We start from the raw sequence: 24,790 nt of genomic DNA, 5'->3' as shown, positions 1-24,790 counted from the left end.
CACACCAGGAGACACCGCAGGAGAAGGTGCGGCAGAGCCAGTCTAATGAAGGCGTTCTCGCTGTCTAGCCTTTCATTGCATCAATCTTCGACGGATGCACTACGGATTTCGCAGGCGTTAGGCCGTTCTTCCAGCTGGAATGCCTCCTGCAGGGGCTCCGACTCGGCCGCATCGGACTCCTCGGGCTCCTCTCCCAGCATCCGCTCGGCCGCGCCCCGGTGCAGCTGCGCCGCCGCGGGATCGCCCAGGTGGTCCAGGGTGTCGGCGAGCCGCAGATACAGGGCGCCCTGGAGCCGCGGGTCCTCGGCACGCCGCGCCCAGTCCACCGCCTCCTGGCAGGTGCGCAGCGACTCCTCGGGCCGCCCGGCGTACTCCTGGACCCGGGCCAGCTCGCTCAACGCCCGCGCGTGACCCGCGACATCGCCGTTCTTGCGGTGCCCGGCGACCGAGGCCCGCCAGTTCCGCAGTGCCTCGCCGTACCGGCCCGCATAGGTGTGCGCCTCGGCGATACGGCCGTACAGCCGGGCGGCGTCCTCCCGCTCGGCCCGGGCCAGCCGCTGGGCGAGCGCGCGGCCGAACCAGTCGGCGGCCCGGTCGTAGTCCCCGAGCTCCAGATGGGCACCACCTACGGATTCCATCGCGCGGCCGGTCGCATACGGGTCGTTTCCTTCCCGTCCGGCGTCCAGCGCGGCCCGAAAACGCACCAGCGCCTCGCGCGCACGCCCGGTCCGTGCGTCGAGATCGCCCAGGTTCAGCAGGGCCGCGGCCTTCTCGCGGGGCAGGTTCCGGCGGTCGGCCACATCGAGGACCAGACCGTGGATGTCGTACAGCTCGGGGGCGGCTGCCTGGGTGCCGAAGTGCGCGACCATCGCCCTGACCAGCTGGGACATCAGACGTCTGGCGAGGGTGTCCAGCTCCCCGTCGTCGACCGCGGCACGGGCCGAGGCCAGCAGGGCGGGCCTGCGGATGCTCAGCCAGTCGGCGGCCGCGCGGGGGTTGGGGAAGCGCAGGGCGCGGGGCATGCCGAGGAGCTTCTGCCGGGTCTCGGGGCTGTCGGTCTCGGTGATCGCCCGGCAGGACTGCAGCAGCCGTACCGTCCGCTCCAGCATCCGCGCGCGGGCGAGCTGGAGCTCGCCGGGGCGGTCCTGGGTCTCGGTGAGGGCCTTGAGGTACGGGTGCAGACAGGCCGGGACCACGTACTGCGGCAGCGGTGAGTCGACGGGGTGCAGCAGTCCGAGCGCGACGAAGTCGTCCAGGGTGGTGTGGGCGCTGTCCACCGAGGAGCCGGCGAGCGCGGAGGCGGTGTGCGGGTCGACGAGGCCGCCGGGGGCGAGGGAGAGCAGCCGCAGTATGCGGGCGGCCGGGGTCGGCAGGCCGGAGTGGACGAGGTGGAAGACGCGGCTGAGCGGTGTGCCCTCCTCGCCCTCGGCACGCAGGTGCTTGGCCAGGTCGGCGACGGCGGCCTTGGGCCGGGCCGCGAGCCAGCCGCCGGCCAGCGTCAGCGCGGCGGGCTGGCCCTGGCACACCTCGACGAGGCCCTCGGCGGCGCGTGGATCGACGGTGATGCGGACCGAGCCGGCGTGCCGGGACAGCAGCTCCACGGCCGACTTGGTGTCCAGGCCGCCGAGGGTGCAGGGCCGCACGTCCGAGATCCCGGTCAGCGGACCGCCGGAGACGGCGACCGCCAGGCACTCGGGCGCATCCGGCAGCAGGGCGTCGACCTGCTCGGCCTCGGCCGCGTCATCGAGCAGCAGCAGGACCCGGCGGTCGGCGAGGGCCTCGCGCAGGGCCGCCGTGAGATCGTCCGCGGCGGCGCCGGGCGGGGTCGGCCGGTCCAGGGCGGTGAGCAGTTCACGGGCGGCGCGTTCGACGGGGACGGGGGTGCCGTCGGGTTCGCTCAGGCGGGCACGCAGCACGCCGTCGGCGTAACGGTCCGCCACCTGCCGTACCAGCTCCTCGGCCAGCGCCGTGCGCCCCGAGCCGGGGCGGCCCGCGATGAGCAGTACGCGCGCGCGTGGCGCCTTGCGGCCGGAGAGGGTGTCCAGGCCCGCGCGCTCGATGTCGGCGCGCAGCTCCTTCAACTCGCGGGTGCGGCCCAGGAATTGGCTCCCGGCGGACTTCCGTGCCGACACCTGCACGCCGCCTGTGTCCACCACCTGATCCGTCACGGGCCACGCTCCCGTCCCACGCACGCGCAAGCCCGCCGGGACTCCGGTTCGGGCGTATTCAGAGCCTAGTTCACGCTCTGCTACGTTCCGGGTGGAGCGTGGCGGGCACGGCGAGGACGTCCCTCGATCGGATCAGCCGATCTTCACACCACGAACGGACCGCGTCCGCCCGGATCCCGATGCCGGAATCGCTCAGGTCTCGAAGGGCCGTGCGGCCCACGGCGCGTCGGCCGGACGGAGCGCGTCGAGGCCGTCGCCGCCCCGCGCCGCGACCAGCGACAGCACGCCCACGACAAGGCAGTTGTTGTGCACCTCGCCCGCGAGCACCCCGCGGACCAACTCGTCGACCGGCACCCGCGCGTGCTCCATGTCGGCCTCCTCGTCCTCCACCTCGAAGCGGTCGCCCTCTGCCTCGGACAGATCGCGGGCGAGAAAGATCCGCACGGCCTCGTCGCAGCCGCCGGGGGTGGTGTAGACGTCGGTCAGCACCCGCCAGTCCTCGGCCTTGACGTGGGCCTCCTCGTACAGCTCGCGCTGCGCGGCGTGCAGCGGGTTCTCGCCGGGGATGTCGAGCAGGCCGGCCGGGATCTCCCACAGCTTCTGCCGCACGGGGTGGCGGTACTGCTTGATGAGCAGGACACGGTCCTCACCGTCGAGGGCGAGGACGGCCACGGAGCCGGGGTGGACCTGGTAGTCGCGTCGCACCACCGAGCCGCCGGGCATGACCACGTCGTCCGTGCGGACGGAGGTCTTGTTGCCCACGAAGGGAGTGTCCGTCGCCCGGATCTCCCACTCCTCGGGGGTGTCCTTGATCGTCATGCCCTGCCCTTCCACACGCTTTCAAAAAGACCCGCCAAAAAAAACCGGGGTGCCAACCTTTGAAGGTTTGCACCCCGGCCACCGTACAACTCTCGTGTTACTTCGAATTCTTCCGTTCGACCGAGGCCTTCACCAGGCCGGCGAACAGCGGGTGCGGGCGCGTCGGGCGCGAGCGCAGCTCGGGGTGCGCCTGCGTGGCCACCAGGTAGGGGTGGATCTCGCGGGGGTACTCCACGTACTCGACGAGCTTGCCGTCGGGGGAGGTGCCGGAGAACTGGATGCCCGCCTTCTTCTCCAGCTCCGCCCGGTAGGCGTTGTTGACCTCGTAGCGGTGACGGTGCCGCTCCTCGACGTACTCCTTGCCGTCGTACACCTCGCGCACGATGGAGCCCTCGGCCAGCTTGGCCGGGTACATGCCGAGGCGCATGGTGCCGCCCATGTCACCCTCACCGGCGACGATGTCGAGCTGCTCGGCCATCGTCGAGATGACCGGGTGGGAGGTGGCCGGGTCGAACTCGGTGGAGTTGGCGTCGCCGATGTCGGCGAGGTTGCGGGCCGCCTCGACCACGATGCACTGCAGGCCCAGGCACAGGCCGAGCAGCGGGATCTTGTTCTCGCGGGCGTACTTGATCGCGCCGACCTTGCCGAGCACGCCGCGGTCGCCGAAGCCGCCGGGGATGCAGATGCCGTCGACGTCGGCGAGCTGCTGCTTGGCGCCGGCCGGGGTCTTGCAGTCGTCGGAGGTGACCCACTTGATCTTCACGCGGGCCTTGTTGGCGAAGCCGCCGGCGCGCAGCGCCTCGGTGACCGAGAGGTAGGCGTCGGGCAGGTCGATGTACTTGCCGACCAGCGCGAGGGTGATCTCGTGGTCGGGGTTGTGGACGCGGTCGAGCAGATCGTCCCAGGTCGTCCAGTCCACGTCGCGGAACGGCAGGTCCAGCTTTCGGACGACATAGGCGTCCAGGCCCTCGCCGTGCACGGTCTTCGGGATGTCGTAGATCGAGCGCGCGTCGGGACAGGCGACCACGGCCGCCTCGTCGACGTCGCACATCAGCGAGATCTTCCGCTTGATCGCGGTCGGCACCTCGCGGTCGCAGCGCAGCACGATCGCGTCCGGCTGGATACCGATGTTGCGCAGTGCCGCAACCGAGTGCTGGGTCGGCTTCGTCTTCAGCTCTCCCGAGGGGCCGATGTACGGCAGGAGCGAGATGTGGACGACGAAGACGTTGTCACGACCGACCTCGTGACGGACCTGGCGGACGGTCTCCAGGAACGGCAGCGACTCGATGTCGCCGACCGTGCCGCCGACCTCCGTGATCACGACGTCGACCTCGTCCGTCGCCATGCGGCGGATGCGGTGCTTGATCTCGTTGGTGATGTGCGGGATGACCTGCACGGTGTCGCCCAGGTACTCGCCGCGCCGCTCCTTGGCGATCACGGTCGAGTACACCTGGCCGGTGGTGACGTTCGCCGAGCCGTCCAGGTCGCGGTCGAGGAACCGCTCGTAGTGGCCGATGTCCAGGTCGGTCTCGGCGCCGTCGTTGGTGACGAACACCTCGCCGTGCTGGAAGGGGTTCATCGTGCCAGGGTCGACATTGAGGTACGGGTCCAGCTTCTGCATCACCACACGCAGACCCCGGGCCTTGAGCAGCATGCCGAGGCTGGAGGCCGTCAGGCCCTTGCCGAGCGAGGAGGCGACACCCCCGGTGACGAAGATGTGCTTGGTCGTCGTGGATTTTGGCGTCATGGCCAAGAGGGGGCTCCCGTGGTCGCGATCTGTCATGCGGTGCGGCTGCCTGACCGGAGATTCCGGGGTTGCCGTCGCTGCGGTTCGGGGGTTTCTCGCCCACCGGTCCACGGGCTACCAGGGTATCAGCGCGAGGAACCGATGGCTTCCGGCCACGCTCCGCACACGTCTCACCACGAACCTGCACAGGCGTTTCGGTTTCTCACTCGTTGCTCACCCGTTCGGCGGACCCGGGTTGCCCGGAGCGGCACGCAGATCATCTACGTGCGTCGTATCCTGCTCGGACATTCGCTGCCGAGCCCGGCCGGCAACACGGCACCACCCCTCGCCCGTAACGACCGGAACAACGAGAGCTCGTCAGTTCGTTGAGCGGAGATTGTCGAGAACAGACAGTCGTTTTGCATCACGGCGCGGACGACTGCTTTGCTTCACCGCTCGACGCATTACAACCACCCCTTGACCGCACTAGCGAGAGCCCCCTTGCCATAGAGGGGGTGACGTGGCCGTTCGACTGGAGTTGCACGTGGCCGGGCGCATCGAAGACTACGCACTCATCGGAGACATGCAGACCGCTGCCCTGGTCTGCCGGGACGGCACAGTCGACTGGCTGTGCCTGCCCCGCTTCGACTCGCATGCCATCTTCGCCGGCCTGCTGGGCACCGAGGAGCACGGTTTCTGGCGGCTCGGCCCCGCGCACGCCTCGGACTCCCCGCCGCCCACCGCGGCCCGGCGCACCTACCGCGGCGACTCCCTGATCCTGGAGTCCGAGTGGGACACGCCGCGCGGCACGGTCCGGGTGATCGACTTCATGCCCCCGCGTGACGGCGCGCCCCAGCTGATCCGGATCGTGGAGGGCGTCTCCGGCCGGGTGCCGATGCGCTCGACGCTGCGGATGCGTTTCTCGTACGGCCGGGTCGTGCCGTGGGTGCACCGGCACGAGGGCCGTACGGTCGCCGTCGCCGGTCCGGACTCGGTGTGGTTCGACACCGAGGCCGAGACCTACGGCAAGTCGTTGACCACGTACTCCGACTTCACGGTCGCCCCGGGTGAGCGGATCGCGTTCACCATCTCCTGGGAGCCCTCGCACAAGGAACCGCCGGCGCTGCCGGAGCCGGAGCAGTCGCTGGTGGCCACGGAGGACTTCTGGCGGGACTGGGTCGATCACTGCACCTACCACGGCCCGTACCGCGAGGCGGTGGTCCGCTCGCTGATCACGCTGAAGGCGCTGACGTACGCCCCGACCGGCGGCATCGTCGCGGCGCCCACCACCTCGCTGCCGGAGGACATCGGCGGCGTCCGCAACTGGGACTACCGCTACACCTGGCTGCGCGACGCGGCGATCACCCTGTCCTCGCTGCTGCGCACCGGCTACCGCGAGGAGGCCCGCTCCTGGCGGGAGTGGCTGCTCCGGGCGGTCGCGGGAGACCCCGAGAACCTGCAGATCATGTACGGCATCGCCGGCGAGCGCGAGCTGGGCGAGGCCGAACTGGACTGGCTGCCCGGCTATGAGAACTCCGCCCCGGTGAGGGTCGGCAACGGCGCCGCGCACCAGCTCCAGCTGGATGTGTACGGCGAGGTCACCGAGGCCCTGCACCTGGCCCATATGACCGGCCTGGCCCGCAACGACTACGCCTCCCTGCTCCAGCTCAAGCTGATCCGCTACCTGGAGGACCACTGGCAGGAGCCGGACGAGGGCATCTGGGAGGTGCGCGGCCCGCGCCGCCACTTCGTGCACTCCAAGGTGATGGCCTGGGTCGCCGTCGACCGCACGATCAAGCTCATCGAATCCGGCGACGCCGACGGCCCGCTGGAGCGCTGGCGCGAGCTGCGCGACGACATCCACCGGGACGTGTGTGAGAAGGGTTACGACAAGGAGCGCAACACCTTCACGCAGTCGTACGGCTCGAAGGAGCTGGACGCCTCCCTGCTGCTGATCCCGCAGATGGGCTTCCTGCCGCCGGACGACAAGCGCGTCATCGGCACCATCGAGGCGATCCAGCGCGAGCTGTCCACCTCGGACGGCTTCATCCTGCGCTACCCGACGCAGGGCAAGCACGAGGGCGTCGACGGCCTTCCCGGTGACGAGGGCGCCTTCCTCGCCTGCTCGTTCTGGATGGCGGACGACCTGGCGATGATCGGCCGCGTGGACGAGGCCCGCAAGCTGTTCGAGAAGCTGCTGTCGCTGCGCAACGACCTCGGTCTGCTGGCCGAGGAGTGGGACCCGGTCCACCAGCGCCAGGTCGGCAACTTCCCGCAGGCCTTCAGCCACGTTCCGCTGATCGACACGGCGCTGCGTCTGACGGCGTCGGGGGCCTACGGCGGCTGAACAGGACCGCCGGCCGCAGCCTGCCTACGCTGGGATCCATCAGCCCCTGCACGGAAGGGGGCGCCCCATGGCCTCCCCATCGAAGGCGGGCGCGGCCCTCGCCGCGCTGCGCGAGGATCTGGTCGGCGACGTGTTCGCCCCTGGGGACGCGGGCTACGACGAGGCCCGGAGCGTCTTCAACGTCATGATCGACCGCCGGCCCGCGGTCATCGCCCAGTGCGTGGACGAGGACGACGTCGTCCGGGCGGTGCGGTTCGGCAGGGATCTCGACCTGAACATCGCGGTGCGCGGCGGCGGGCACAGCGTGGCGGGCATGGCCGTCAACGACGGCGGTCTGGTCGTCGACCTGCGGCACATGCGCGCGGTCAGCGTCGATCCCGCGTCCGAGGCCGTGCGGGTCGCGGGCGGCGCCACGATCAGCGACCTGGATCGCGCCTGCCAGCCGCACGGTCTCGCCACGACCGGTGGGCGGGCCTCCACCACGGGCGTCGGAGGTTTCGTCCTCGGCGGCGGCTCCGGTTGGCTGGACCGCTGGTGCGGGCTGGCCGTCGACAATCTGCTCGGTGTCGAACTCGTCACATCCGACGGCGAGCGGGTGCACGCGAGCGCCGACGAGAATCCTGAGCTGTTCTGGGGGCTGCACGGCGGTGGCGGCAACTTCGGCGTCGCGACCGCGCTCACCCTGAAACTGCACGAGATGCCCGAGTTCTCCATCGCGCTGGTGCTGTACCTCCCGGAGTTCGGCCCCGAGGTCACCCGCACCTTCCGCGAGCTGATCTCCGTGGCCCCGGACGAGGCCAGCGGCGGCGTGCTGTATCTCACAGGCCCGCCCGAGGAGTTCGTACCGCCGCACCTCGTCGGCACGCTCCTGTGCGGGGCCCTGCTGACGTATGCCGGACCCGAGGCGGACATGCGCAAGCTGGCCGAGCCCCTGCTGGCGCTGCCGCACGAGTCGGAGGTCGTCGGGGCGATGCCGTACGCCGATGTCCAGTGCATGCTCGACGATCCGCCGGGGATGCGGAACTACTGGTCGGCGGAGTACCTGACCAGTGCGCCCGACAGCTATCTGGACGCCTTCTGCGCCCGGGCCCAGGCCATGCCCTCACCGACCGGCACCCTCCATGTGCTGTTCCCGCTGGGCGGGGCGATCGCCGCGGGCCCGCGCGAATACCCCGTCCCCTACCGGGACGCGTCCTGGGCCGTCCACCCCTTCGCGATCTGGGAGGACCCCGCGGACGACGAGCGGTGCGTCCAGTGGGTCCGGGACGTCCGCGCCGACGCGCGGCCGTGGAGCACGGGCGCGGTCTACCTCAACTTCATCGGCGACGAGGGCGCCGAGCGGGTCGTGGCAGGACTGGGCCCCGAGAACACCCGCCGGCTGGCCGGGCTGAAGCGCCGCTACGACCCCGACAACGTGTTCCGCTTCAACCACAACGTCAGGCCGGCCTGACTCGCCTCGCCCAGTGCAAGGCCGAGGTACGGCGGTCCGCTCAGGCCCGCGCGAGCGCCGTCAAGGTCCGCTCCCCGCCCGGATCGCCCGCCGTGGCCGGGACGAGGGCGATCTCGTCCAGTCCGGCCTCGGCGTACTCCTGGGCACGCGCGCGCACGGCGTCCAGGTCGCCCACCAGACCGACCATGCCGGCCGCCGCGACGGGCAGCGCCCGGACCAGCGCGTCGGCGTCGGCTCCGGTCCGGGCCAGCTCGACCGCCTCCCCGAAACCGGCCGCCTCGAACATGTCGCTGTAGCCGGGCACCGTGAGATACCCGGCGATGCTCCGCAGGACCTGTGCGAGGCAGGCGGGGTCGGGATCGACGGCTACCGGCAGCCAGGCGGCGAGGGTCGGTGACGACGTACGGCCCGCGCGCTCGGCCGCCGCTTCGAGCTTGGCCCGCAGGGTGCGGACCTGTGCCGGCGAGACGATGTCGAGCAGCATCCGGTCGGCGTGTGCCGCCGCCGTGGCGATGGCACGGTCGCCGAACGCCGCCACGGTGAGCGGTCCGCCGGGCGGCCGGTGGCGGCGCCGAAAGGTGCTGCCGGGGACGACCGGTTCGCCGGGCGCACCGTGCAGGAAGCGGCGTACGGCCGCCGCGGAGGCCTCCATCGCCGCTGCGGGCCGCACCCGCGGCACCCCGTGCACGCCCTCGACGACCCGCTTGCTGGACGTCCCCAGAGCCACCCCGACCGGCCGCCCGACGACGGCCGCGACCGACGCGGCGCCCCGCGCGATGCCGAACGCGTCCCGCACCGACACGGCGACCGGACCTGCCGTCAGCGCGACCCGCTCGGTGGCCCGCCCGATCGTGGTGGCGAGGACGAAGGAGTCCCAGGTCGGCCCCTCCCCCGCCCACACCTCGCGATACCCGAGCCGGTCGGCGACCGCCGCCACCCGCAACGGCTCCTCGATCGCACTGTCGTCCTCCCGCGCCACGGCAACCACGCTGTAGTCCATGCCGACGCGGCTACCCCGGCCCCCGCTTCCATGAACGCGTTCGGAGATGTCGGGGAAGCCCGCGCACCGGTAGCGTCCGGCTCATGGACAGCGGCATGAACAGCGGATTCGACACCCACGGCGCCGGGATCACCGTCCGGCGGGCGCTGGAGCTGCCCGGCCTGCGCAGCGGGCTGCCCGAGATCCTCGCGGGCGCCGAACGGCTGGGCCGGACCGTGCGCTGGGTGCATGCGGGCGAGGTGCCCAACATCGCGTCCCTGCTGAAGGGCGGGGAACTGCTGCTGACCACGGGATACGGCCTCGGCAACCGCCCGGCGGACCAGCGCGCGTTCGTGCGCACCCTGGCCGAGCGCGGCATCGCGGCCCTGGTCATCGAGCTCGGCACCCGCTTCACGCGGCTGCCCGCGGCGCTGGTCGACACGGCACGCTCGGCCGGGCTGCCGCTGGTCCAGCTGCATCGACAGGTCCCGTTCGTGACGGTCACCGAGGAGATCCACACCGAGATCGTCAACGGCCACTACGCGCTGCTGCAACGGGCGGAGGAGGTGCACCGCCGCTGCACCGAGGCCCTGCTCGGCGGCGGCGGAGTCCCCCAGGTGCTGGGCATCCTGGCGGACTTCAGCGACAACCCGGTCTTCCTGGAGACGACGGACGGCAGGCTGCTGTACGCCGCCGGGGCGGGCCCCGAGGGCACGGACCCGTTGCAGGTGTGGGAGGGGCTGCGGGGGCCGCACAAGGACGCGCCGCCGCCCGCGGGGTCGGTGCTGGTGGACGTGCCGGGCGGCGGCCGGGGAACCGCCTCGGTCCGGGCCCGGCTCGTCCTGCTGCCGGTGCTGGGCCCGCTCGCGCCCGTGCACCGGATCGCCGCCGAACGGGCCGCGGGCATCCTCGCGGTGGTGCTGATGCAGGCACGCCAGGAGGAGGAGCTGGCGGCACGCGGCCGCGGTGACTTCCTGACCGATCTCGCGGAGGGCCGTATCGCGGCCGAGGACGCCCCCGCGCAGGCGCGCGTACTGGGCTTCAAGCCGGGTGAAGGCCCGCTGCTGCCGGTCGTGATGCGGCTCGGAGACGGGCCGGCCCCGGGCGGCTGGGCGGTGCTGGCGCGCGCCGTCGGGGAGGAGCTCGCCTCGATGGGGGTGCCGGTGCTGTTGGGCGTACGACCCGTGGAGGGCCGGGTCCCGGTGCTGCTGGGCCTGCGTGCGGAGGCGGAGCGTTCGACGGTCGCGGACAAGGTCGCGGCGGCACTGCGGGCGGGCGTGGAGCGGGCCGGGATCCAGCGGCCCGGGGCGCGGCCGCCGGTGGTGGTCGTCGGGGTCGCGGGCGGCTGGGCGGCGGCCTCGGCGAGCCTCAGGCACGCGGCGGAGACGGCCACGGCGGCACAGGGCCTGACCGACCGCCCCTGGTACGACGCCCGCCGCCTGGACATCGACCTCCTGCTGTGGCGGCTGCGCGACCACCCCGACCTCGCGGCCTTCGTGGACCGCGCGATCGGCCCCCTGCGCGAGCACGACGACCGCTCCAGGCCACCCCTGCTGCCCACGCTGGAGACCTACTTGGCGCACGCCGGCCGCAAGGCGGAGACGGCACGCGAGCTGCACCTCAACCGGCAGACGCTCTACAACCGCCTCGCCCGCATCGGCGAGTTGCTCGGCACCGACCTCGACGACCCGCAGACGGTACTGGCGTTGAGCCTGGCGCTGCGGGCGCGCAGGCATGTCGCCTAGCCGGCCCGCCGGCACCCATTCGTCTAGATCATGGGCCGGGGCTGCGTCAACTCGTCGTAGACGCTCAGCACTTGGGCCACGGTCTCGTCCTCGCTCGGCCACGTGGCCGCCTGCCGTACGCCCCGCTCCCTGAGCACGTCCTGCCGCTCGGGATCGGCGAGCAGTCCCACGACGGCGTCGGCGAGGGCGTCCGGGTCGCCGTACGGGACGAGCTCGGCCGCGTCGCCGACGAGTTCCTGCATGCCGCCGACGTCGGTGGCGATGAGCGGCACACGCGCGTGGAGGGCCTCCTGGGCCAGGACGGACCGCGACTCCCAACTGCTGGGCAGCAGGGCGATGTCGGCGGCGGCGAGCAGCTCGGCGACGTCGTCGCGCCGTCCGATGAGCCGCACGGGCAGCTCTTCGTCCTCGATACGGCGCTGCAGTTCGGCCCGCATCGCGCCCTCGCCCGCGATCACGACCAACGGCGCGGGATCGAGCCGCCGCCACGCGCGCGAGGCGTCCAGCAGTATGTCGTAGCCGCGATGCCGCTCCAGCGAGCCGACGGCGATCAGCAACGACCGCCCGGTGGCCCCGAGTTCGGCGCGCACCTTGGGCCGCCGCCGGTCGGGGTCGTCCTTCTCGACGGGGCGGCGCCGGCCGGGCAACGCCACGGCGGCGAGCCGCGCGTCCCGTGCGCCGGTGCGGCGGGCCCGGTCGACCAGGGCCGAGGTGGTCCCGAGGACGACGGCGGCGGCCTTGACGACCCGTCGCTCCAACAGCCGTACCAGATGGGCGCGGGCGCCCTCGGCGTGCGCCCGGTCGTGCCACGTCACCACAAGCGGGGTGCGCCGCCCGCTCAGCGCGAGCACCGCGCGGAAGGAGGCGTGCAGTCCGTGCGCGTGCACCAGGTCGGCGTCCGCGCACACGGCTCGCAGGGCGGCCACGGAGGCGGGATCGCTACTGCGCGGCACGTGTACGTGCTCGGCGCCGGCTCCGCTGAAGTCGTAGGTTCGATCGGCCTCGACAGGAGCGCACACCGTGACCCGCACACCCCGCGCGACCAGCCCCGAGGCCAGCGATCGCACATGCGCGCTGCTGCCGGCGTTGCCGCCGCCCAGCACCTGCACGGTGCGCAGCGACGACTGGCCGTGCGGTGAGTGGCTGCTCACGGGGGTCACGTGGCCGGGGCTCCTGGTGGTGGGTGGGGCGGTCACGAAGAAAGTACAGAAGGATCGGGCGGAGGGGGTGTACCGCGAGGATCCCTACGCGTACGACGTGCTTACGCCAAGGATGCCAGGACGCACGGGCGTTCCGGGACCGACGGGATCGCGGAGGCCGGGCAACGCGGCGGCCCGAGTCACCTGCACGAGTGATTCGCGGTGACGGTGGTGCACGAACACGCGCACGTGGCGGACACCCGGCCGGCCCCGACACGTCACCCGAACGCACAACTCCCCGCCCCGCCCGCCCGAGTTCCACCGCCCCCGACACCCCCGGAGGCCCCGGCGCCGACTACACGTCCGCCCGAGCCGTCGCCAGCAGTTCCTCCGCGTGCGCCCGCGCGGTCTCCGAGTCCTCCTGGCCGGCAAGCATCCGGGACAGCTCCCGGATCCGTTCCTCGCCCTCCAGGACCTTGACGCCGGAGCGGGTGACCGAGCCGTCGTTGGTCTTCTCGACGAGCAACTGCCGGTCGGCGAAGGCGGCGACCTGCGGCAGGTGGGTCACCACGACGACCTGGGCGGACTTGGCCAGCCGGGCCAGCCGCCGCCCGATCTCCACGGCCGCCTTGCCGCCGACGCCGGCGTCGACCTCGTCGAAGAGATAGGTCGGCACAGGGTCGGTCCCGGCGAACACGACCTCGACGGCGAGCATCACGCGCGAGAGCTCACCGCCCGACGCGCCCTTGGCGATCGGCCGGGGCGGCGCACCCGGGTGCGGGGCGAGCAGCAGCTCGACCTCGTCCACACCCGACGGTCCGTAGGCGACCGGGCGACCGCCCACCTCCACACCGTCCGGGTCCTCGGTCTGCCGGATGGCGAAGGACACGCGCGCGTGCGGCATCGCCAGCGACGCCAGCTCCGCGGTCACCGCCGCCGCGAACCTCTCCGCGGCCTCCGCGCGCGCGTCGGTCAACGCCTGCGCCAGCCCGCCCAGCTCGGTCCGCAGCGCGTCCCGCTCGGCGGTCAGCTCGTCGATCCGGTCGTCGTCGCTGTCCAGCTCGGTCAGCCGCGCGCTGCCCTCTTCGGCCCAGGCGAGCACGGCGGCGACGTCCTCGCCGTACTTCCGGGTGAGCGCGTTCAGCGCGGCCCGCCGCTCCTCGACGGCCGCGAGCCGCAGCGGATCGGCGTCCAGGTCGTCGGCGTACCCCGCCAACTCCCCGGCGACATCGCCCAGCAGGATCCCGATCTCCCCGATCCGGTCGGCCAGCGCGGCCAGTGCCGGGTCGTAGGAGCGCACAGCGTCCAGGGCCCGCTGCCCGCCCGCGACGAGCGTGGCCGCGTCGATGCCCTCGGGGTCCTCCGGGTTGCCGGCGAGGGCGGCGTGAGCGGCCGTGGCAGCGGACGACAGCGCCTCGGCGTGCCCCAGCCGCTCGGCCTCCTCCGCGAGTTCCACGTCCTCACCGGAGCGCGGCTCGACCCCCGCGATCTCGTCGAGCCCGAAGCGCAGCATGTCGGCTTCCTGAGCCCGCTCACGCGCGCGCGTGACGATCTCCTCCAGCTCCACGGAGGCCGCCCGCAGCCGCCGGTACGCCTCGCCGTACTTGGCGAGCGGCACGGCGACGGCGTCACCGGCGTACCGGTCGAGCGCCTGCCGCTGCCGGGACAGCTTCAGCAACCCCTGCTGATCGGTCTGCCCGTGCACGGCCACCAGCTCGTCGGCGAGCTCGGCCAGCATCCCCACGGGCACGCTGCGCCCGCCCAGATGCGCCCGCGACCGTCCCTCGGCGGAAACGGTACGGCTGATCAGCAACGCCCCGTCGTCGAGCTCGGCCCCGGCCTCCTCGGCCCGTACAACGGCCGAGGTGCCCGCGGGAACGGTGATCCGCCCCTCCACGACCGCCTTCTCGGCCCCGATCCGCACGAGTGCCGGGTCCGCCCGCCCACCGAGCAACAGCCCGAGGCTGGTGACCACCATGGTCTTGCCCGCACCCGTCTCACCCGTGACGGCGGTGAACCCCGGCGACAGTTCGACGACCGCGTCGTCGATGACTCCGAGCGACCGTATCCGCATCTCCTCCAACACGGACACGACCTTACGAGGTCGGGTACCGGGGATGCGACGCCCCCCGGTCCCAGTCATGTGAAGGTCCAGGTGACGAATGTGGATCGACCGCACATTGTCACTCGGGCGAGTGGAGATACCCAGGGGCGCGGGGAACCGCGCGACCAGCCACAACGGACCCGCAGCCGCCGTGAGTCCCCCACAATCCCCTACGAACCGCTAATGAGGCGCTCCTCGCCACCCGGAAACCGGCAACGCGAACTTCGCCACGAGCCGGTCAGTGAACGACGCATGATGCAGCCGAGCCAACCGCACCGGCACAGCCCCCCGCCGAACCTCCACCCGCGCCCCCGGCGGCAACTCGACGGTCCGCCGCCCGTCACACCACAGAACCCCCGGCGGGACATGCGGCAGAACCTCCACCGCGAGCACGGAGTCCGGCGACGTCACCAACGGCTTCGCGAACAGCGCGTGCGCACTGATCGGCACCATCAGCAGCGCCTCGACCTCGGGCCACACCACAGGCCCACCCGCGGAGAAGGCGTAGGCCGTGGACCCGGTGGGCGTGGACAGCACGATGCCGTCGCACCCGAATCCGGTCACCGGCCGCCCGTCGATCTCCAGCACGACCTCGAGGAGCTTCTCCGCCCCGGCCTTCTGCACGGCCGCCTCGTTCAGCGCCCAGTCCGTGTGCACGATGTCGCCGTTCTGATGCACGACGACATCGACGGTCATCCGCTCCTCGACCTCGTACGCCTTGGTCACGACCCGGTCGACAACCTTGTCGAGGTCGTCCCGCTCGGCCTCCGCCAGGAACCCGACCCGCCCGAGGTTGACACCCAGCATCGGCACTCCGGACGCCCGCGCGAACTCGGCGCCCCGCAGCAGCGTCCCGTCACCGCCGAGCACGATGAGCAGCTCGCACCCGTCGAGGCACTGCGGAGTCGCCTCCTTGACCAGGTCGACCTCGTCCGGCAGCGGCAGGTCGGCGGCCTCGTACTCCAGGACGCGCACCCCGATGCCCTCCCGCAGCAGCCCCTTCACCACGAGCTCGGCGCTGCGAATGGCCGCGGGCCGGCCCGTGTGGGCGAGGAGAAAAACAGTACGAGTCAGGTTCTGCATCAACGCGGCCCCTCCGCCACTGCACGATCAACGTCGGCCGGGTCCAGGGCGGGCGCCCCGGCACGCAGCCACAGAAAGTACTCGACATTCCCCGAGGGTCCGGGCAACGGACTCGCCGTGACCCCGTTCACCCCGAGCCCGAGTTCCCACGCCTTCTCGGCAACTCCGCGCACGGCCTCCGCCCGCAGCTGCGAACTCCGTACGACTCCCCCGCTGCCCAGCCGTTCCTTCCCCACCTCGAACTGCGGCTTGACCATCATCACCAGATCGGCGTCCGGTTTCACGCACCGCACCAGGGCGGGCAGCACCAGTCCGAGCGGGATGAAGGACAGATCCCCCACGACAAGATCCACAGGTTCCCCATCGATCGCTTCGAGCGTCAACTCGCGTACGTTCGTACGGTCCTTGACGGTGACGCGTTCATCGCTTTGGAGAGTCCAGGCGAGTTGTCCGTATCCGACGTCGACGGCGACGACCTGCGCGGCCCCCGCCCGCAGCAGAACGTCGGTGAAGCCGCCCGTGGACGCCCCGGCGTCCAGCGCCCGCCGCCCTTCCACCGCCAGGCCCTGGGGCACGAAGACCTCCAGCGCACCCGCGAGCTTGTGCCCGCCGCGCGAGACGTATGCGGGATCGCTGCCGTCGGTCTGGACCACGATCGCCGCCGCGGTCTCCACCTGGGTGGCCGGCTTGGTCGCGACGGTCTTGCCCACGGTCACCCGCCCGGCGGCGATCAGCTGGCTGGCGTGCTCACGCGAACGCGCGAGCTTCCGGCGGACCAGCTCCGCGTCGAGACGGCGGCGTGCGACTCCTGCCACGTTCGGTTCAGCTCCTGTTCCCGTACTGACTAGAAAGGTGGCCCGAAGGGCCTCGTTGAGGGGTGGTGGTCGGGTGACGGGCGGGCGGGGGCGCCGGAGGTCCCGGGCGGGCGTCGAGCGCGGTGAGCGCTTCGCGCAGCCCCCGGTGTACATCCTCGTACACCTCGAGGTGCCCGTCCGTGGCGAGGTGGTCGGCGTCGCCGAGCCGCTCCAGCTGGGCGTCGACGTCGGCGTTGCCGGTGGGGGTGCGGGGGACGTTCAGCGGGGCGGGGGCGGCGGGATCGTGCTCGGGTTCGGCCGCTTCGACCGCGTACTCGTCCGCGGTCTCCTCCACCGGGATCTCCGTCTCCGGAACCGTGTCGCTCATGCCCAGACGCTACCCCGAACCGCTGGGGTACCGTCGATCGCGATGGCCACGATTGAGGAGTGCCGCGCCGCACTCGAAAAGCTCTCGGACAACATGCAGCGCGCCGAAGGGGACACCCGGGCGGCCGCGGCCCTGGACCGCTCGGTGAGCTGTCACATCACCGACCTGGACGTCACGTTCGCCGGCCGCATGGCGGGCGGCCGGATCCACGTGCACGACACGTTCCAGGGCCCACCGCGCGAGAAGGCCCAGATCAGACTGAGCATGACCGGCGCCGACCTGGTCTCCCTGGTCGGCGGCGAGCTGAGCTTCGCCAAGGCGTGGGGTTCCGGCCGGGTGAAGCTGCACGCGGGCGTGCGCGACCTGCTGCTCCTCAGGAAGCTTCTGTAGCCGCCACCTGCTTGGCATCGTCCCTGTCCCCGACGCGCGCCTTCCGCGCCGCCGGCACCACCAGCGGGGTGCCCGTCTCCGGGTCGTCGATGACCTGGCAGCGCAGCCCGAAGACTTCTTCGACGAGGCCGGCCGTGACGATGTCGTTGGGCGCGCCCTCGGCGATCACCGCACCGCCGCGCAGGGCGATCAGATGGGTGGCGTACCGGGCGGCGTGGTTCAGGTCGTGCAGCACCGCGACCAGGGTGCGCCCCTGCTCCTCGTGCAGTTGGGCGCACAGGTCGAGGACGTCGATCTGGTGCTGGATGTCGAGGTAGGTCGTCGGTTCGTCGAGCAGCAGCAGCGGTGTCTGCTGGGCGAGCGCCATCGCGATCCACACCCGCTGACGCTGGCCGCCGGACAGTTCGTCGACATAGCGATCCGCCAGCTCGGCGACCCCGGTCTGCTGCATCGACTCCTGTACGACCCGCTCGTCCTCGGTCGACCACTGGCGCAGGATCCCCTGGTGCGGGTACCGGCCACGGCCGACCAGGTCGGCGACGGTGATCCCGTCGGGCGCGATCGACGACTGCGGCAGCAGCCCCAGCGTGCGCGCGACCTTCTTGGCCGGCATCGACTGGATGACCTGCCCGTCCAGCAGAACCCGGCCCTGGCTGGGCTTGAGCATCCGCGAGAGCGCCCGCAGCAGTGTGGACTTGCCGCACGCGTTCGGGCCGACGATCACGGTGAAGGAGTTGTCGGGTATCTCCACCGACAGCTGCTCTGCGATCACCCGCTGGTCGTAGGCGAGGGTGACGTTGTCGGCGGACAGGCGGTTCACAGTGCTCCTTCGGTTGTTCAGCCCGTTGTTCTTGCTGCCGGCGGCGCTCATATCCGGCCCGCCTTGCGCTCGGTGACCAGCAGCCACAGCAGATATACGCCGCCGAGCACGCCCGTGACCACACCGACGGGCATCTGGTCGGCGCCGAAGACCCGCTGGGAGATCCAGTCGGCGGCGACGAGGAGGGCGGCGCCCATGCACAGCGAGGGCAGCAGGTTCGGGCCGGGCGAGCGGGTCAGGCGCCGGGCGAGCTGCGGGGCGGTGAGCGCCACGAAACTGACCGGACCGGCGGCCGCGGTGGCGGCCGCGGTGAGCAGCACGGCGGCCAGCATCAGCAGCAGCCGTACGCGTTCGACGCGCACCCCCAGGGCGTACGAGACGTCGTCGCCCATCTCCATCATCCTGAGCCCGCGCGCGTTGGCGAGGACGAGCGGCACGAGGACGGCGCACAGCGCGAGCAGCGGCCAGACCTGTTCCCAGTCGCGGCCGCTGAGCGAGCCGGTCATCCACACGACCGCGCGGGCCGCGTCGACCAGGTCGGCCTTGGTCAGCAGATAGCCGTTGACCGCCGTCATGATCGCGGACATGCCGATGCCGACCAGGACCAGTCGATATCCGTGCACGCCCCGCTTCCAAGCGAGCAGATAGATGGCGAGACCGGTCGCGAGCCCGCCCACGAGCGCGCCTGCGGTGACCTCGCGGGCGTTCCCGGAGAACAGCACGATCACCACGAGCGCGCCGGCCGTGGCTCCCTGTCCGAGGCCGAGGATGTCCGGGCTGCCCAGCGGGTTGCGGGACAGCGCCTGGAACAGCGCCCCGCCCAGGCCGAGCGAGGCACCGACGAGGAGTCCGACCAGGACCCGCGGCAGCCGCAGGTCGTTGACGATGAACTCCTGACCGGCGTTGCCCTCGCCGAACAGCGTCTTGAGTACGTCGCCCGCACTGATCGGGAAGTCGCCGGTGCCGATCAGCAGCACGCTCGCGCCGAGCCCGGCGAGCAGCAACAGCAGGACGACGGTCAGCGCCCGGACGTCGAGGCGGACGGAGAGCCCGCCCGGGGTCCGCACGGCACGGTTGGAGCGGTTCGGCGCGCTCGGCGCCGCGGTCTTCGCTTCGCTCTTCACTGCGGTCCTCACAGCTGGGCCGTCCTCCGCCGTCGTACGAGAAAGATGAAGACCGGTCCGCCGAGGATCGCCGTGACGATGCCGACCTGGAGCTCGGAGGGCCGGGCGACCATCCGGCCGAGGACGTCGGCACCGAGCAGCAGCACCGGCGACAGGACGGCCGCGTACGGCAGGATCCAGCGCAGATCGGGGCCGGTGAACGAGCGCACGACGTGCGGGACCATGAGGCCGACGAACACGATCGGGCCGCAGGCGGCGGTGGCGGCACCGCACAGCACGGTGGCCGCGAGCATCGACAGCACCCGGGTGCGGTTCAGGTTGGCGCCGAGGGCCTTGGCGGTGTCGTCGCCCATCTCCATGGCGTTCAACGGCCGGGCGAGCGCGAGGGCGAGGACCATGCCGGCGACGAGGAACGGCAGCACCTGCTTGATGGTGGAGTCCGTCGCCGAGGTCAGCGAACCGACCGTCCAGAAGCGCATCTTGTTCAGCGCCGCGTCGTCCATGATCATCACGGCCTGGAGATAGCCGTAGAGCGCGGCACTGATCGCCGTACCGGCCAGCGCGAGCCGGACCGGTGTGGCGCCCCGGCTGCCACCGAGGAACCAGACCATCGCCCCGACCGCGGCCGCGCCGAGGAAGGCGAACCAGACGTAGACGTTCAGGCTGGTGACGCCGAAGAACGTGATGGCGGTGACGACCGCGGCGGACGCGCCCGCGTTGATGCCGAGCAGCCCGGGATCGGCGAGCGGATTGCGGGTGAGCGCCTGGAGCACGGCTCCGGCGAGACCGAGCGCGGCGCCGGCGAGCAGTCCGAGGACGGTACGCGAGATCCGGTCGTCGACCACGACATCGCCGTAGGTCCCGGAACTCTCGAACAGCCCGTGCCAGACCTCCCCCAGGGACAGCTGTTTCGCCCCTATCGCGATACTGGCCAACACCACGACCAGCAGGATCAGGACAGAGACGAGCAGCCCAACGGCACGTATCGCCCGTCGGGTTGGCGGCGCGGACTGGGACTCCGCGCGCTGTTCGGGAGGACTGTCGACCAACACCCAGTTAGGTTAGCCTACCCTCCCATTCAGCCACGATCCCGCTGCACGCCCACCCTCGCTCCGCGGCCGTGCGACTGCTCACAGACCCAGCCGCGCCAGCGCCTTTCCCGAGTCCAGGGCACATGAACCGTCCCCGGCCGCCGTCCAGGCCGCCGCGCACAGCGCCCGCAGTCCGTCCAAAGCCGCCCCCTCACCGTCGAGTTCCAGCCGCTCTCCCCGCGCGGTCGCCGTCCAGCCACCGCACCGGAAGCCCTGCCCTTCCCCGGTGACCTCCGGCTGCCCGGTGAGCAGCCCCCGCAGATCGGCATCGACGTAGGTCGGCCGGTGCTGCGGCGGCGCGGCCAGCAACTGGGCGCCGTCGGTCACACCGGTCAGGACGAGCAGCGAGTCGACCTCCCCGTTGAACGCGCCCTCGATGTCGGTGTCCAGCCGGTCCCCGACCACCAACGGCCGCTGGGCACCGGTCCGCAGGATCGTCTCCCGGTGCATGGGAGGCAACGGCTTGCCCGCCACCTGCGGCTCGGCACCGGTGGCGATCCTTACGACCTCCACCGCCGCCCCGTTGCCCGGCGCGATGCCCCGCGCGCTGGGAATCGTCAGGTCGGTGTTGGACGCGAACCACGGCACCCCGCGCGCGATGGCGTAGCACGCCTCCGCGAACCGTCCCCACACCAGCTCCGGCCCGCCGTAGCCCTGCACGACCGCCGCCGGATCGTCGTCCGCCGACTCCACGGGCTCCAGCCCGCGCTCCCGCAGCGCGACCCGCAGCCCCTCCCCGCCGATCACCAGCACCCGGGAGCCCTCCGGCACGTGCTCACTGATCAGCCGGGCGGCCGCCTGTGCCGAGGTGATCACGTCGTCCGCGCCCGTGGGTATCCCCAGCGCCGTCAGATGCGCCGCCACGACATCCGGAGTCCGCAGAGCGTTGTTCGTGACGTACGCGAGATGCATCCCGCCCGCGCGCGCGGACGCGAGAGAATCGACGGCGTGCGCGATCGCCTTGCCGCCCGCGTAGACCACACCGTCGAGGTCGAGCAGCGCCGTGTCGTACGCCTCGCTCAGGGCCTGGCCACTGCCCGCGGGCCTCCTCCTGACGCTCTGGCTCATTTGGCATCGCTCCTCGTTCGACGGCTTTCCCCCGATCATCCCTCATGCCACTGACACCCGTACGATGCCTGGATGAACACAGCAGGTCACCCGGAAGCAACGGCGCGCCGAGGCCTCGAACTCACCCCGTTCCGAGGACTTCGCTACGACCCCGACCGGGTCGGCAGCCTGGCCGCCGTGACATCCCCTCCGTACGACGTCGTCGTCCGCCCCGACGGCCTGCACCAGCTCCAGGACGCGGACCCGCACAACATCGTCCGCCTGATCCTCCCCCAGGCCGACACGCCCGCCGCCCGCAACGAACAGGCGGCGAAGACCCTGCGCCAGTGGCTGTCCGAAGGCGTACTGACCACGGACCCCGAGCCCGGTCTGTACGTCTACGAGCAGAGTGACGGCGTGGGCATGCTCCAGCGCGGCGTCATCGGCGCCCTGCGCCTGTCGGAGCCGTCGGAGGGCCTGGTCCTGCCGCACGAGGACGTCATGCCGCACGTGGTCGCCGACAGAGCGGCCCTGATGAGCGCCACGTCCGCGAACCTCGAACCCCTGCTCCTGACCTACCGCGGCAACGGAACGGCGGCCGACTCGACCTCCGTGATCGAGCGCACGATCGAAGGGCCACCGCTCTTCTCGACCACCACGGAGGACGGCTTCAGCCACCGGCTGTGGGCGATCACCGACCGCGCCGACCTGGCCCGCATCCAGTCGGACCTGACCCACCACCAGGCGCTGATCGCCGACGGCCACCATCGGTGGGCGACGTATCGCCGTCTACGCGCGGAGCACAGCTCGCCCAGCCCCTGGGACTACGGCCTGGTCCTCCTGGTCGACACGGCCCGCTACCCCCTGCGCGTGCGCGCCATCCACCGCCTCCTGCACACGTTGCCGGTACCGGACGCCGTGGCCGCCCTCGACGGCCTGTTCCGCGTGAGCCGCCTCGAAGTCCCGCTGGCACAGGCCCTGGAGGCGCTGGCCGACGCGGCCTGCGAGGGCAACGCCTACCTCCTCGCCGGAGACGGCGCCTTCCACCTCGTCGACCGCCCGGACCCGGACCTCCTCGCCCGCACGGTCCCCGCCGACCGCCCCGAGGCATGGCGCACCCTGGACGCGACGGTCCTGCACTCCACCCTCCTCGCCCACGTCTGGCACATCCCCGAGGACGACCCCGCCCGCATCGCCTACATCCACGACACGGCCGCGACCGTCGGAAAGGCGGAACGCGACGGCGGTACGGCCGTCCTGATGCACCCAGTCCGCGAGGACGTCGTACGCGACCTCGCCCGCCAGGGCATCACGATGCCCCGCAAGTCGACGTCGTTCGGCCCGAAGCCGGCGTCGGGCCTGGTCCTTCGCACACTGGACGTCTGAACGCCGAAGGGGCGGGACCCCGGCCCGGGATCCCGCCCCTCACTTCACGCGCGGCTCACTCCTTGTCGCCCTCTTCGGGGTCGGCCTGAGCCCGCTCAGCGCTGCTGTCACCGTCCTCGTCCTCGTCCGCGCCGAGGGCGTCGACGAAGTCGACACCGTCCAGCTCGGCGAGCCGGTCGGAGGCGTCCGTGCTGCCGTCCTTGTCGGCCTCGACGGCCTTCGCGAACCACTCCCGCGCCTCACCCTGCCGCCCGGCGGCGAGCAGCGCGTCGGCGTAGGCGTACCGCAACCGCGCGGTCCACGGCTGTACGGAGTTGGAGGCCAGCTCGGGGCTCTGCAGCGTTACGATGGCCGCTTCCAGCTGCCCCATGTCACGCCGGGCGCCGGCCGCGACCAGCCGCATCTCCACCTGCCCGGCCTTGTCGAGCTTGTGCACGTCGGGCGCCCCGGCCATGTCGAGCGCCTTCTCGGGCCGCCCGAGCCCACGCTCGCAGTCCGCCATCAGCGGCCACAGCTCCACGGTCCCGGTCATCCGCCGCGCGGCGCGGAACTCGCCGAGCGCCTCGGCGTACTTCTGGTTCGCGTACGCCGCGAACCCGGCCGCCTCGCGTACGGCGGCGACACGCGACGCCAGCCGCAGGGCCACCTTGGCGTAGCCGTAGGCGCCCTCGGGGTCCTCGTCGATGAGCCGCGCGACCATCACCAGGTTCCTGGCGACGTCCTCCGCGAGCGTCTTCGGCAGACTCTGCAGCTCCTGCCGTACGTCCTTGTCGACCTCTTCGCCCGTGACGTCCTCGGGGATCGGCAGTCGCTTGATCGGCTCGCGGTCACCACGGTCCCGATCCCGCTCATCACGGAACCGGCCACCGCCGCGCCGGTCGTCGCCACCGCGCCGGTCATCCCGCCCACGGAAGCCGCCGGGCCGTCCACCGCGGTCGTCCCTGCGCGGCCCGCGCCCGCCACGGTCGTCCCGTCGGTCGTCGCGCCCACGGAACCCACCGCGCTCGCCACGGCTGTCATCACGGCGGAAGCCGCCACGGTCACCACGGCTGTCGTCACGACGCTCGTAGCTGCCACGGTTGTCGTCACGGCGGAACCCGCCACGGTCGTCGCTGCGGCGGTCATCACGCCGGTCATCACGCCGGTCGTCACGGCGCTCGTAGCTGCCACGGTTGTCGTCACGACGGAACCCGCCACGGTCGTCGCTGCGGCGGTCATCACGCCGATCATCACGGCGCTCGTAGCTGCCACGGTTGTCGTCGCGACGGAACCCGCCACGGTCACCGCGATCGTCACGACGGAAGCCACGGTCACGGTCGTCACGCCGGACGTACCCAGCACGGTCGCCACGGTCCCCGCCATCGCGGCGGTCGTCACGCCGGGCGTGACCACGGTCATCGCCCCGATGGTCGTCACGCCGGGCGTGACCACGGTCATCGCCCCGACGGTCGTCACGGCGGTCGTCACGGCGGTCATCGCGGCGGCCGTAACCACTGCGGCTGTCGTCGCGACGGAAGCCACCGCGGTCGTCGCCCCGACGCTCCCCGCGCTCGCCTCGGTCGTCCCGGCGGAAGGCAGGACGGTCACCGTCGCGCCGGAAACCTCGGTCCCGATCGTCGCGCCGGGGGCCGGCAGGCCGGTCGTCGCGCCGGAAGGGCGGCCGAGACCCTCGGTCGTCGCCGCCCCGTCGGTCATCGCGACGGTCGTCACGGCGGTCATCGCGGCGGTCGTCACGTCGATCGTCGCGGCGGCCGTAACCACCACGGTTGTCATCACGACGGACGCCACCGCGGTCGCCCCGGTCACCACGGTCATCGCCGCGGCGGTCGTCACGACGGTCATCACGCCGGGGGTACCCACCACGGCCTGCGCCGCTGCCACCGCGGTCGTTGTCGCGACGGAACCCGCCGCGGTCGCCCCGGTTGCCACGATCGCCGCGGTCACCACTGTCCCGTCGACGCTCGTCGCGCTCCGGTCGGTCGTCGGGAGAGTTGGTGGACATCGGTGACTCCTGTCTTCGGTACACAAGCATTGTAAAAACGAAAGGACCCCTGGTCCCAGCTGAACGCTGGTGACCAGGGGTCCTTCCCAAAGATTGTTCGGCGGTGTCCTACTCTCCCACAGGGTCCCCCCTGCAGTACCATCGGCGCTGTAAGGCTTAGCTTCCGGGTTCGGAATGTAACCGGGCGT

Annotated in this window: 19 protein-coding genes and 1 rRNA gene; 5 read left to right on the top strand and 15 right to left on the bottom strand. The window is 71.9% G+C overall.

The features are described from left to right. Positions 1-80: 80 nt before the first annotated feature. The 3 genes from ACFQ6S_RS42335 to ACFQ6S_RS42325 all read right to left on the bottom strand — a co-directional run bounded on the left by ACFQ6S_RS42335 (position 81) and on the right by ACFQ6S_RS42325 (position 4,734). Positions 81-2,168 (bottom strand): tetratricopeptide repeat protein, encoded by a 2,088-nt coding sequence (locus ACFQ6S_RS42335; RefSeq protein ID WP_383421536.1) that lies wholly within the window; start codon positions 2,166-2,168, stop codon positions 81-83. Positions 2,169-2,360: 192 nt separating this feature from the next. Beyond that, on the bottom strand, positions 2,361-2,987 hold the full coding sequence (locus tag ACFQ6S_RS42330; protein WP_383421533.1) for an NUDIX domain-containing protein: 627 nt from the start codon (positions 2,985-2,987) through the stop codon (positions 2,361-2,363). A 97-nt stretch (positions 2,988-3,084) separates the two neighbouring features. Continuing rightward, positions 3,085-4,734: a CTP synthase gene (locus ACFQ6S_RS42325; RefSeq protein WP_383421530.1), complete on the bottom strand. Its 1,650-nt coding sequence runs from the start codon at positions 4,732-4,734 to the stop codon at positions 3,085-3,087. A gap of 523 nt (positions 4,735-5,257) precedes the next feature. Here ACFQ6S_RS42325 and ACFQ6S_RS42320 point away from each other — a divergent pair. Further along, positions 5,258-7,060 (top strand): glycoside hydrolase family 15 protein, encoded by a 1,803-nt coding sequence (locus ACFQ6S_RS42320; RefSeq protein WP_383421649.1) that lies wholly within the window; start codon positions 5,258-5,260, stop codon positions 7,058-7,060. A 67-nt stretch (positions 7,061-7,127) separates the two neighbouring features. Beyond that, positions 7,128-8,510: an FAD-binding oxidoreductase gene (locus ACFQ6S_RS42315; RefSeq protein WP_383421527.1), complete on the top strand. Its 1,383-nt coding sequence runs from the start codon at positions 7,128-7,130 to the stop codon at positions 8,508-8,510. 40 nt (positions 8,511-8,550) lie between these two features. On the opposite strand, the gene ACFQ6S_RS42310 is transcribed toward ACFQ6S_RS42315, so the two are convergent. Beyond that, positions 8,551-9,510, bottom strand: coding sequence for an LLM class F420-dependent oxidoreductase (locus tag ACFQ6S_RS42310; protein ID WP_383421524.1), 960 nt, complete (start codon positions 9,508-9,510; stop codon positions 8,551-8,553). Between the two features lie 83 nt (positions 9,511-9,593). Between ACFQ6S_RS42310 and ACFQ6S_RS42305 the strand changes: the two genes are divergently transcribed. Then, positions 9,594-11,234: a PucR family transcriptional regulator gene (locus ACFQ6S_RS42305; protein WP_383421521.1), complete on the top strand. Its 1,641-nt coding sequence runs from the start codon at positions 9,594-9,596 to the stop codon at positions 11,232-11,234. 23 nt (positions 11,235-11,257) lie between these two features. Here ACFQ6S_RS42305 and ACFQ6S_RS42300 read toward each other — a convergent pair whose 3' ends face one another. The 5 genes from ACFQ6S_RS42300 to ACFQ6S_RS42280 form a co-directional block, all read right to left on the bottom strand. Further along, positions 11,258-12,394 (bottom strand): glycosyltransferase family 4 protein, encoded by a 1,137-nt coding sequence (locus ACFQ6S_RS42300; RefSeq protein WP_383421517.1) that lies wholly within the window; start codon positions 12,392-12,394, stop codon positions 11,258-11,260. Between the two features lie 334 nt (positions 12,395-12,728). Next, a complete protein-coding gene (recN, locus tag ACFQ6S_RS42295; RefSeq protein ID WP_383421647.1) occupies positions 12,729-14,447 on the bottom strand; it encodes a DNA repair protein RecN in 1,719 nt (572 codons plus the stop codon). A gap of 210 nt (positions 14,448-14,657) precedes the next feature. Further along, positions 14,658-15,563 carry an NAD kinase gene (locus tag ACFQ6S_RS42290; protein ID WP_383421514.1) on the bottom strand — a complete coding sequence of 302 codons (906 nt, stop codon included), beginning with the start codon at positions 15,561-15,563 and terminating at the stop codon, positions 14,658-14,660. Beyond that, positions 15,560-16,375, bottom strand: coding sequence for a TlyA family RNA methyltransferase (locus tag ACFQ6S_RS42285; protein WP_383421511.1), 816 nt, complete (start codon positions 16,373-16,375; stop codon positions 15,560-15,562). The genes ACFQ6S_RS42290 and ACFQ6S_RS42285 overlap by 4 nt, the downstream gene beginning before the upstream one ends. A 7-nt stretch (positions 16,376-16,382) precedes the next feature. Continuing rightward, positions 16,383-16,742 (bottom strand): hypothetical protein, encoded by a 360-nt coding sequence (locus ACFQ6S_RS42280; RefSeq protein ID WP_383421508.1) that lies wholly within the window; start codon positions 16,740-16,742, stop codon positions 16,383-16,385. Between the two features lie 42 nt (positions 16,743-16,784). On the opposite strand from ACFQ6S_RS42280, the gene ACFQ6S_RS42275 reads away from it, so the two are divergent. Further along, positions 16,785-17,132: a sterol-binding protein gene (locus tag ACFQ6S_RS42275; RefSeq protein WP_383421505.1), complete on the top strand. Its 348-nt coding sequence runs from the start codon at positions 16,785-16,787 to the stop codon at positions 17,130-17,132. On the opposite strand, the gene ACFQ6S_RS42270 is transcribed toward ACFQ6S_RS42275, so the two are convergent. The 4 genes from ACFQ6S_RS42270 to ACFQ6S_RS42255 all read right to left on the bottom strand — a co-directional run bounded on the left by ACFQ6S_RS42270 (position 17,116) and on the right by ACFQ6S_RS42255 (position 21,235). Continuing rightward, the gene (locus ACFQ6S_RS42270) at positions 17,116-18,003 is read right to left on the bottom strand and encodes an ABC transporter ATP-binding protein (RefSeq protein WP_383421501.1); all 888 of its coding nucleotides are present in this window, start codon (positions 18,001-18,003) and stop codon (positions 17,116-17,118) included. The two genes, ACFQ6S_RS42275 and ACFQ6S_RS42270, sit on opposite strands and share 17 nt — an antisense overlap. Beyond that, the gene (locus tag ACFQ6S_RS42265) at positions 18,000-19,076 is read right to left on the bottom strand and encodes a FecCD family ABC transporter permease (RefSeq protein WP_383421644.1); all 1,077 of its coding nucleotides are present in this window, start codon (positions 19,074-19,076) and stop codon (positions 18,000-18,002) included. The genes ACFQ6S_RS42270 and ACFQ6S_RS42265 overlap by 4 nt, the downstream gene beginning before the upstream one ends. A gap of 8 nt (positions 19,077-19,084) precedes the next feature. Continuing rightward, a complete protein-coding gene (locus ACFQ6S_RS42260) occupies positions 19,085-20,128 on the bottom strand; it encodes a FecCD family ABC transporter permease (RefSeq protein ID WP_383421499.1) in 1,044 nt (347 codons plus the stop codon). Between the two features lie 78 nt (positions 20,129-20,206). Then, complete coding sequence (locus tag ACFQ6S_RS42255; protein ID WP_383421496.1) at positions 20,207-21,235, bottom strand: HAD hydrolase-like protein; 1,029 nt, start codon at positions 21,233-21,235, stop codon at positions 20,207-20,209. Positions 21,236-21,307: 72 nt separating this feature from the next. Here ACFQ6S_RS42255 and ACFQ6S_RS42250 point away from each other — a divergent pair, with 72 nt between their 5' ends. After that, positions 21,308-22,600: a DUF1015 domain-containing protein gene (locus ACFQ6S_RS42250; RefSeq protein WP_383421493.1), complete on the top strand. Its 1,293-nt coding sequence runs from the start codon at positions 21,308-21,310 to the stop codon at positions 22,598-22,600. Positions 22,601-22,655: 55 nt separating this feature from the next. Here the strand turns inward: ACFQ6S_RS42250 and ACFQ6S_RS42245 are convergent, their stop codons facing one another. Next, positions 22,656-23,408: a hypothetical protein gene (locus tag ACFQ6S_RS42245; protein WP_383421641.1), complete on the bottom strand. Its 753-nt coding sequence runs from the start codon at positions 23,406-23,408 to the stop codon at positions 22,656-22,658. Between the two features lie 1,289 nt (positions 23,409-24,697). Continuing rightward, positions 24,698-24,790 (bottom strand): 5S ribosomal RNA (gene rrf, locus ACFQ6S_RS42240); the annotation flags it as partial.

It is taken from the genome of Streptomyces sp. NPDC056479, from assembly GCF_042795335.1.
Taxonomy (GTDB): domain Bacteria; phylum Actinomycetota; class Actinomycetes; order Streptomycetales; family Streptomycetaceae; genus Streptomyces.
This window is presented reverse-complemented; position numbering and strand designations above follow the sequence as displayed.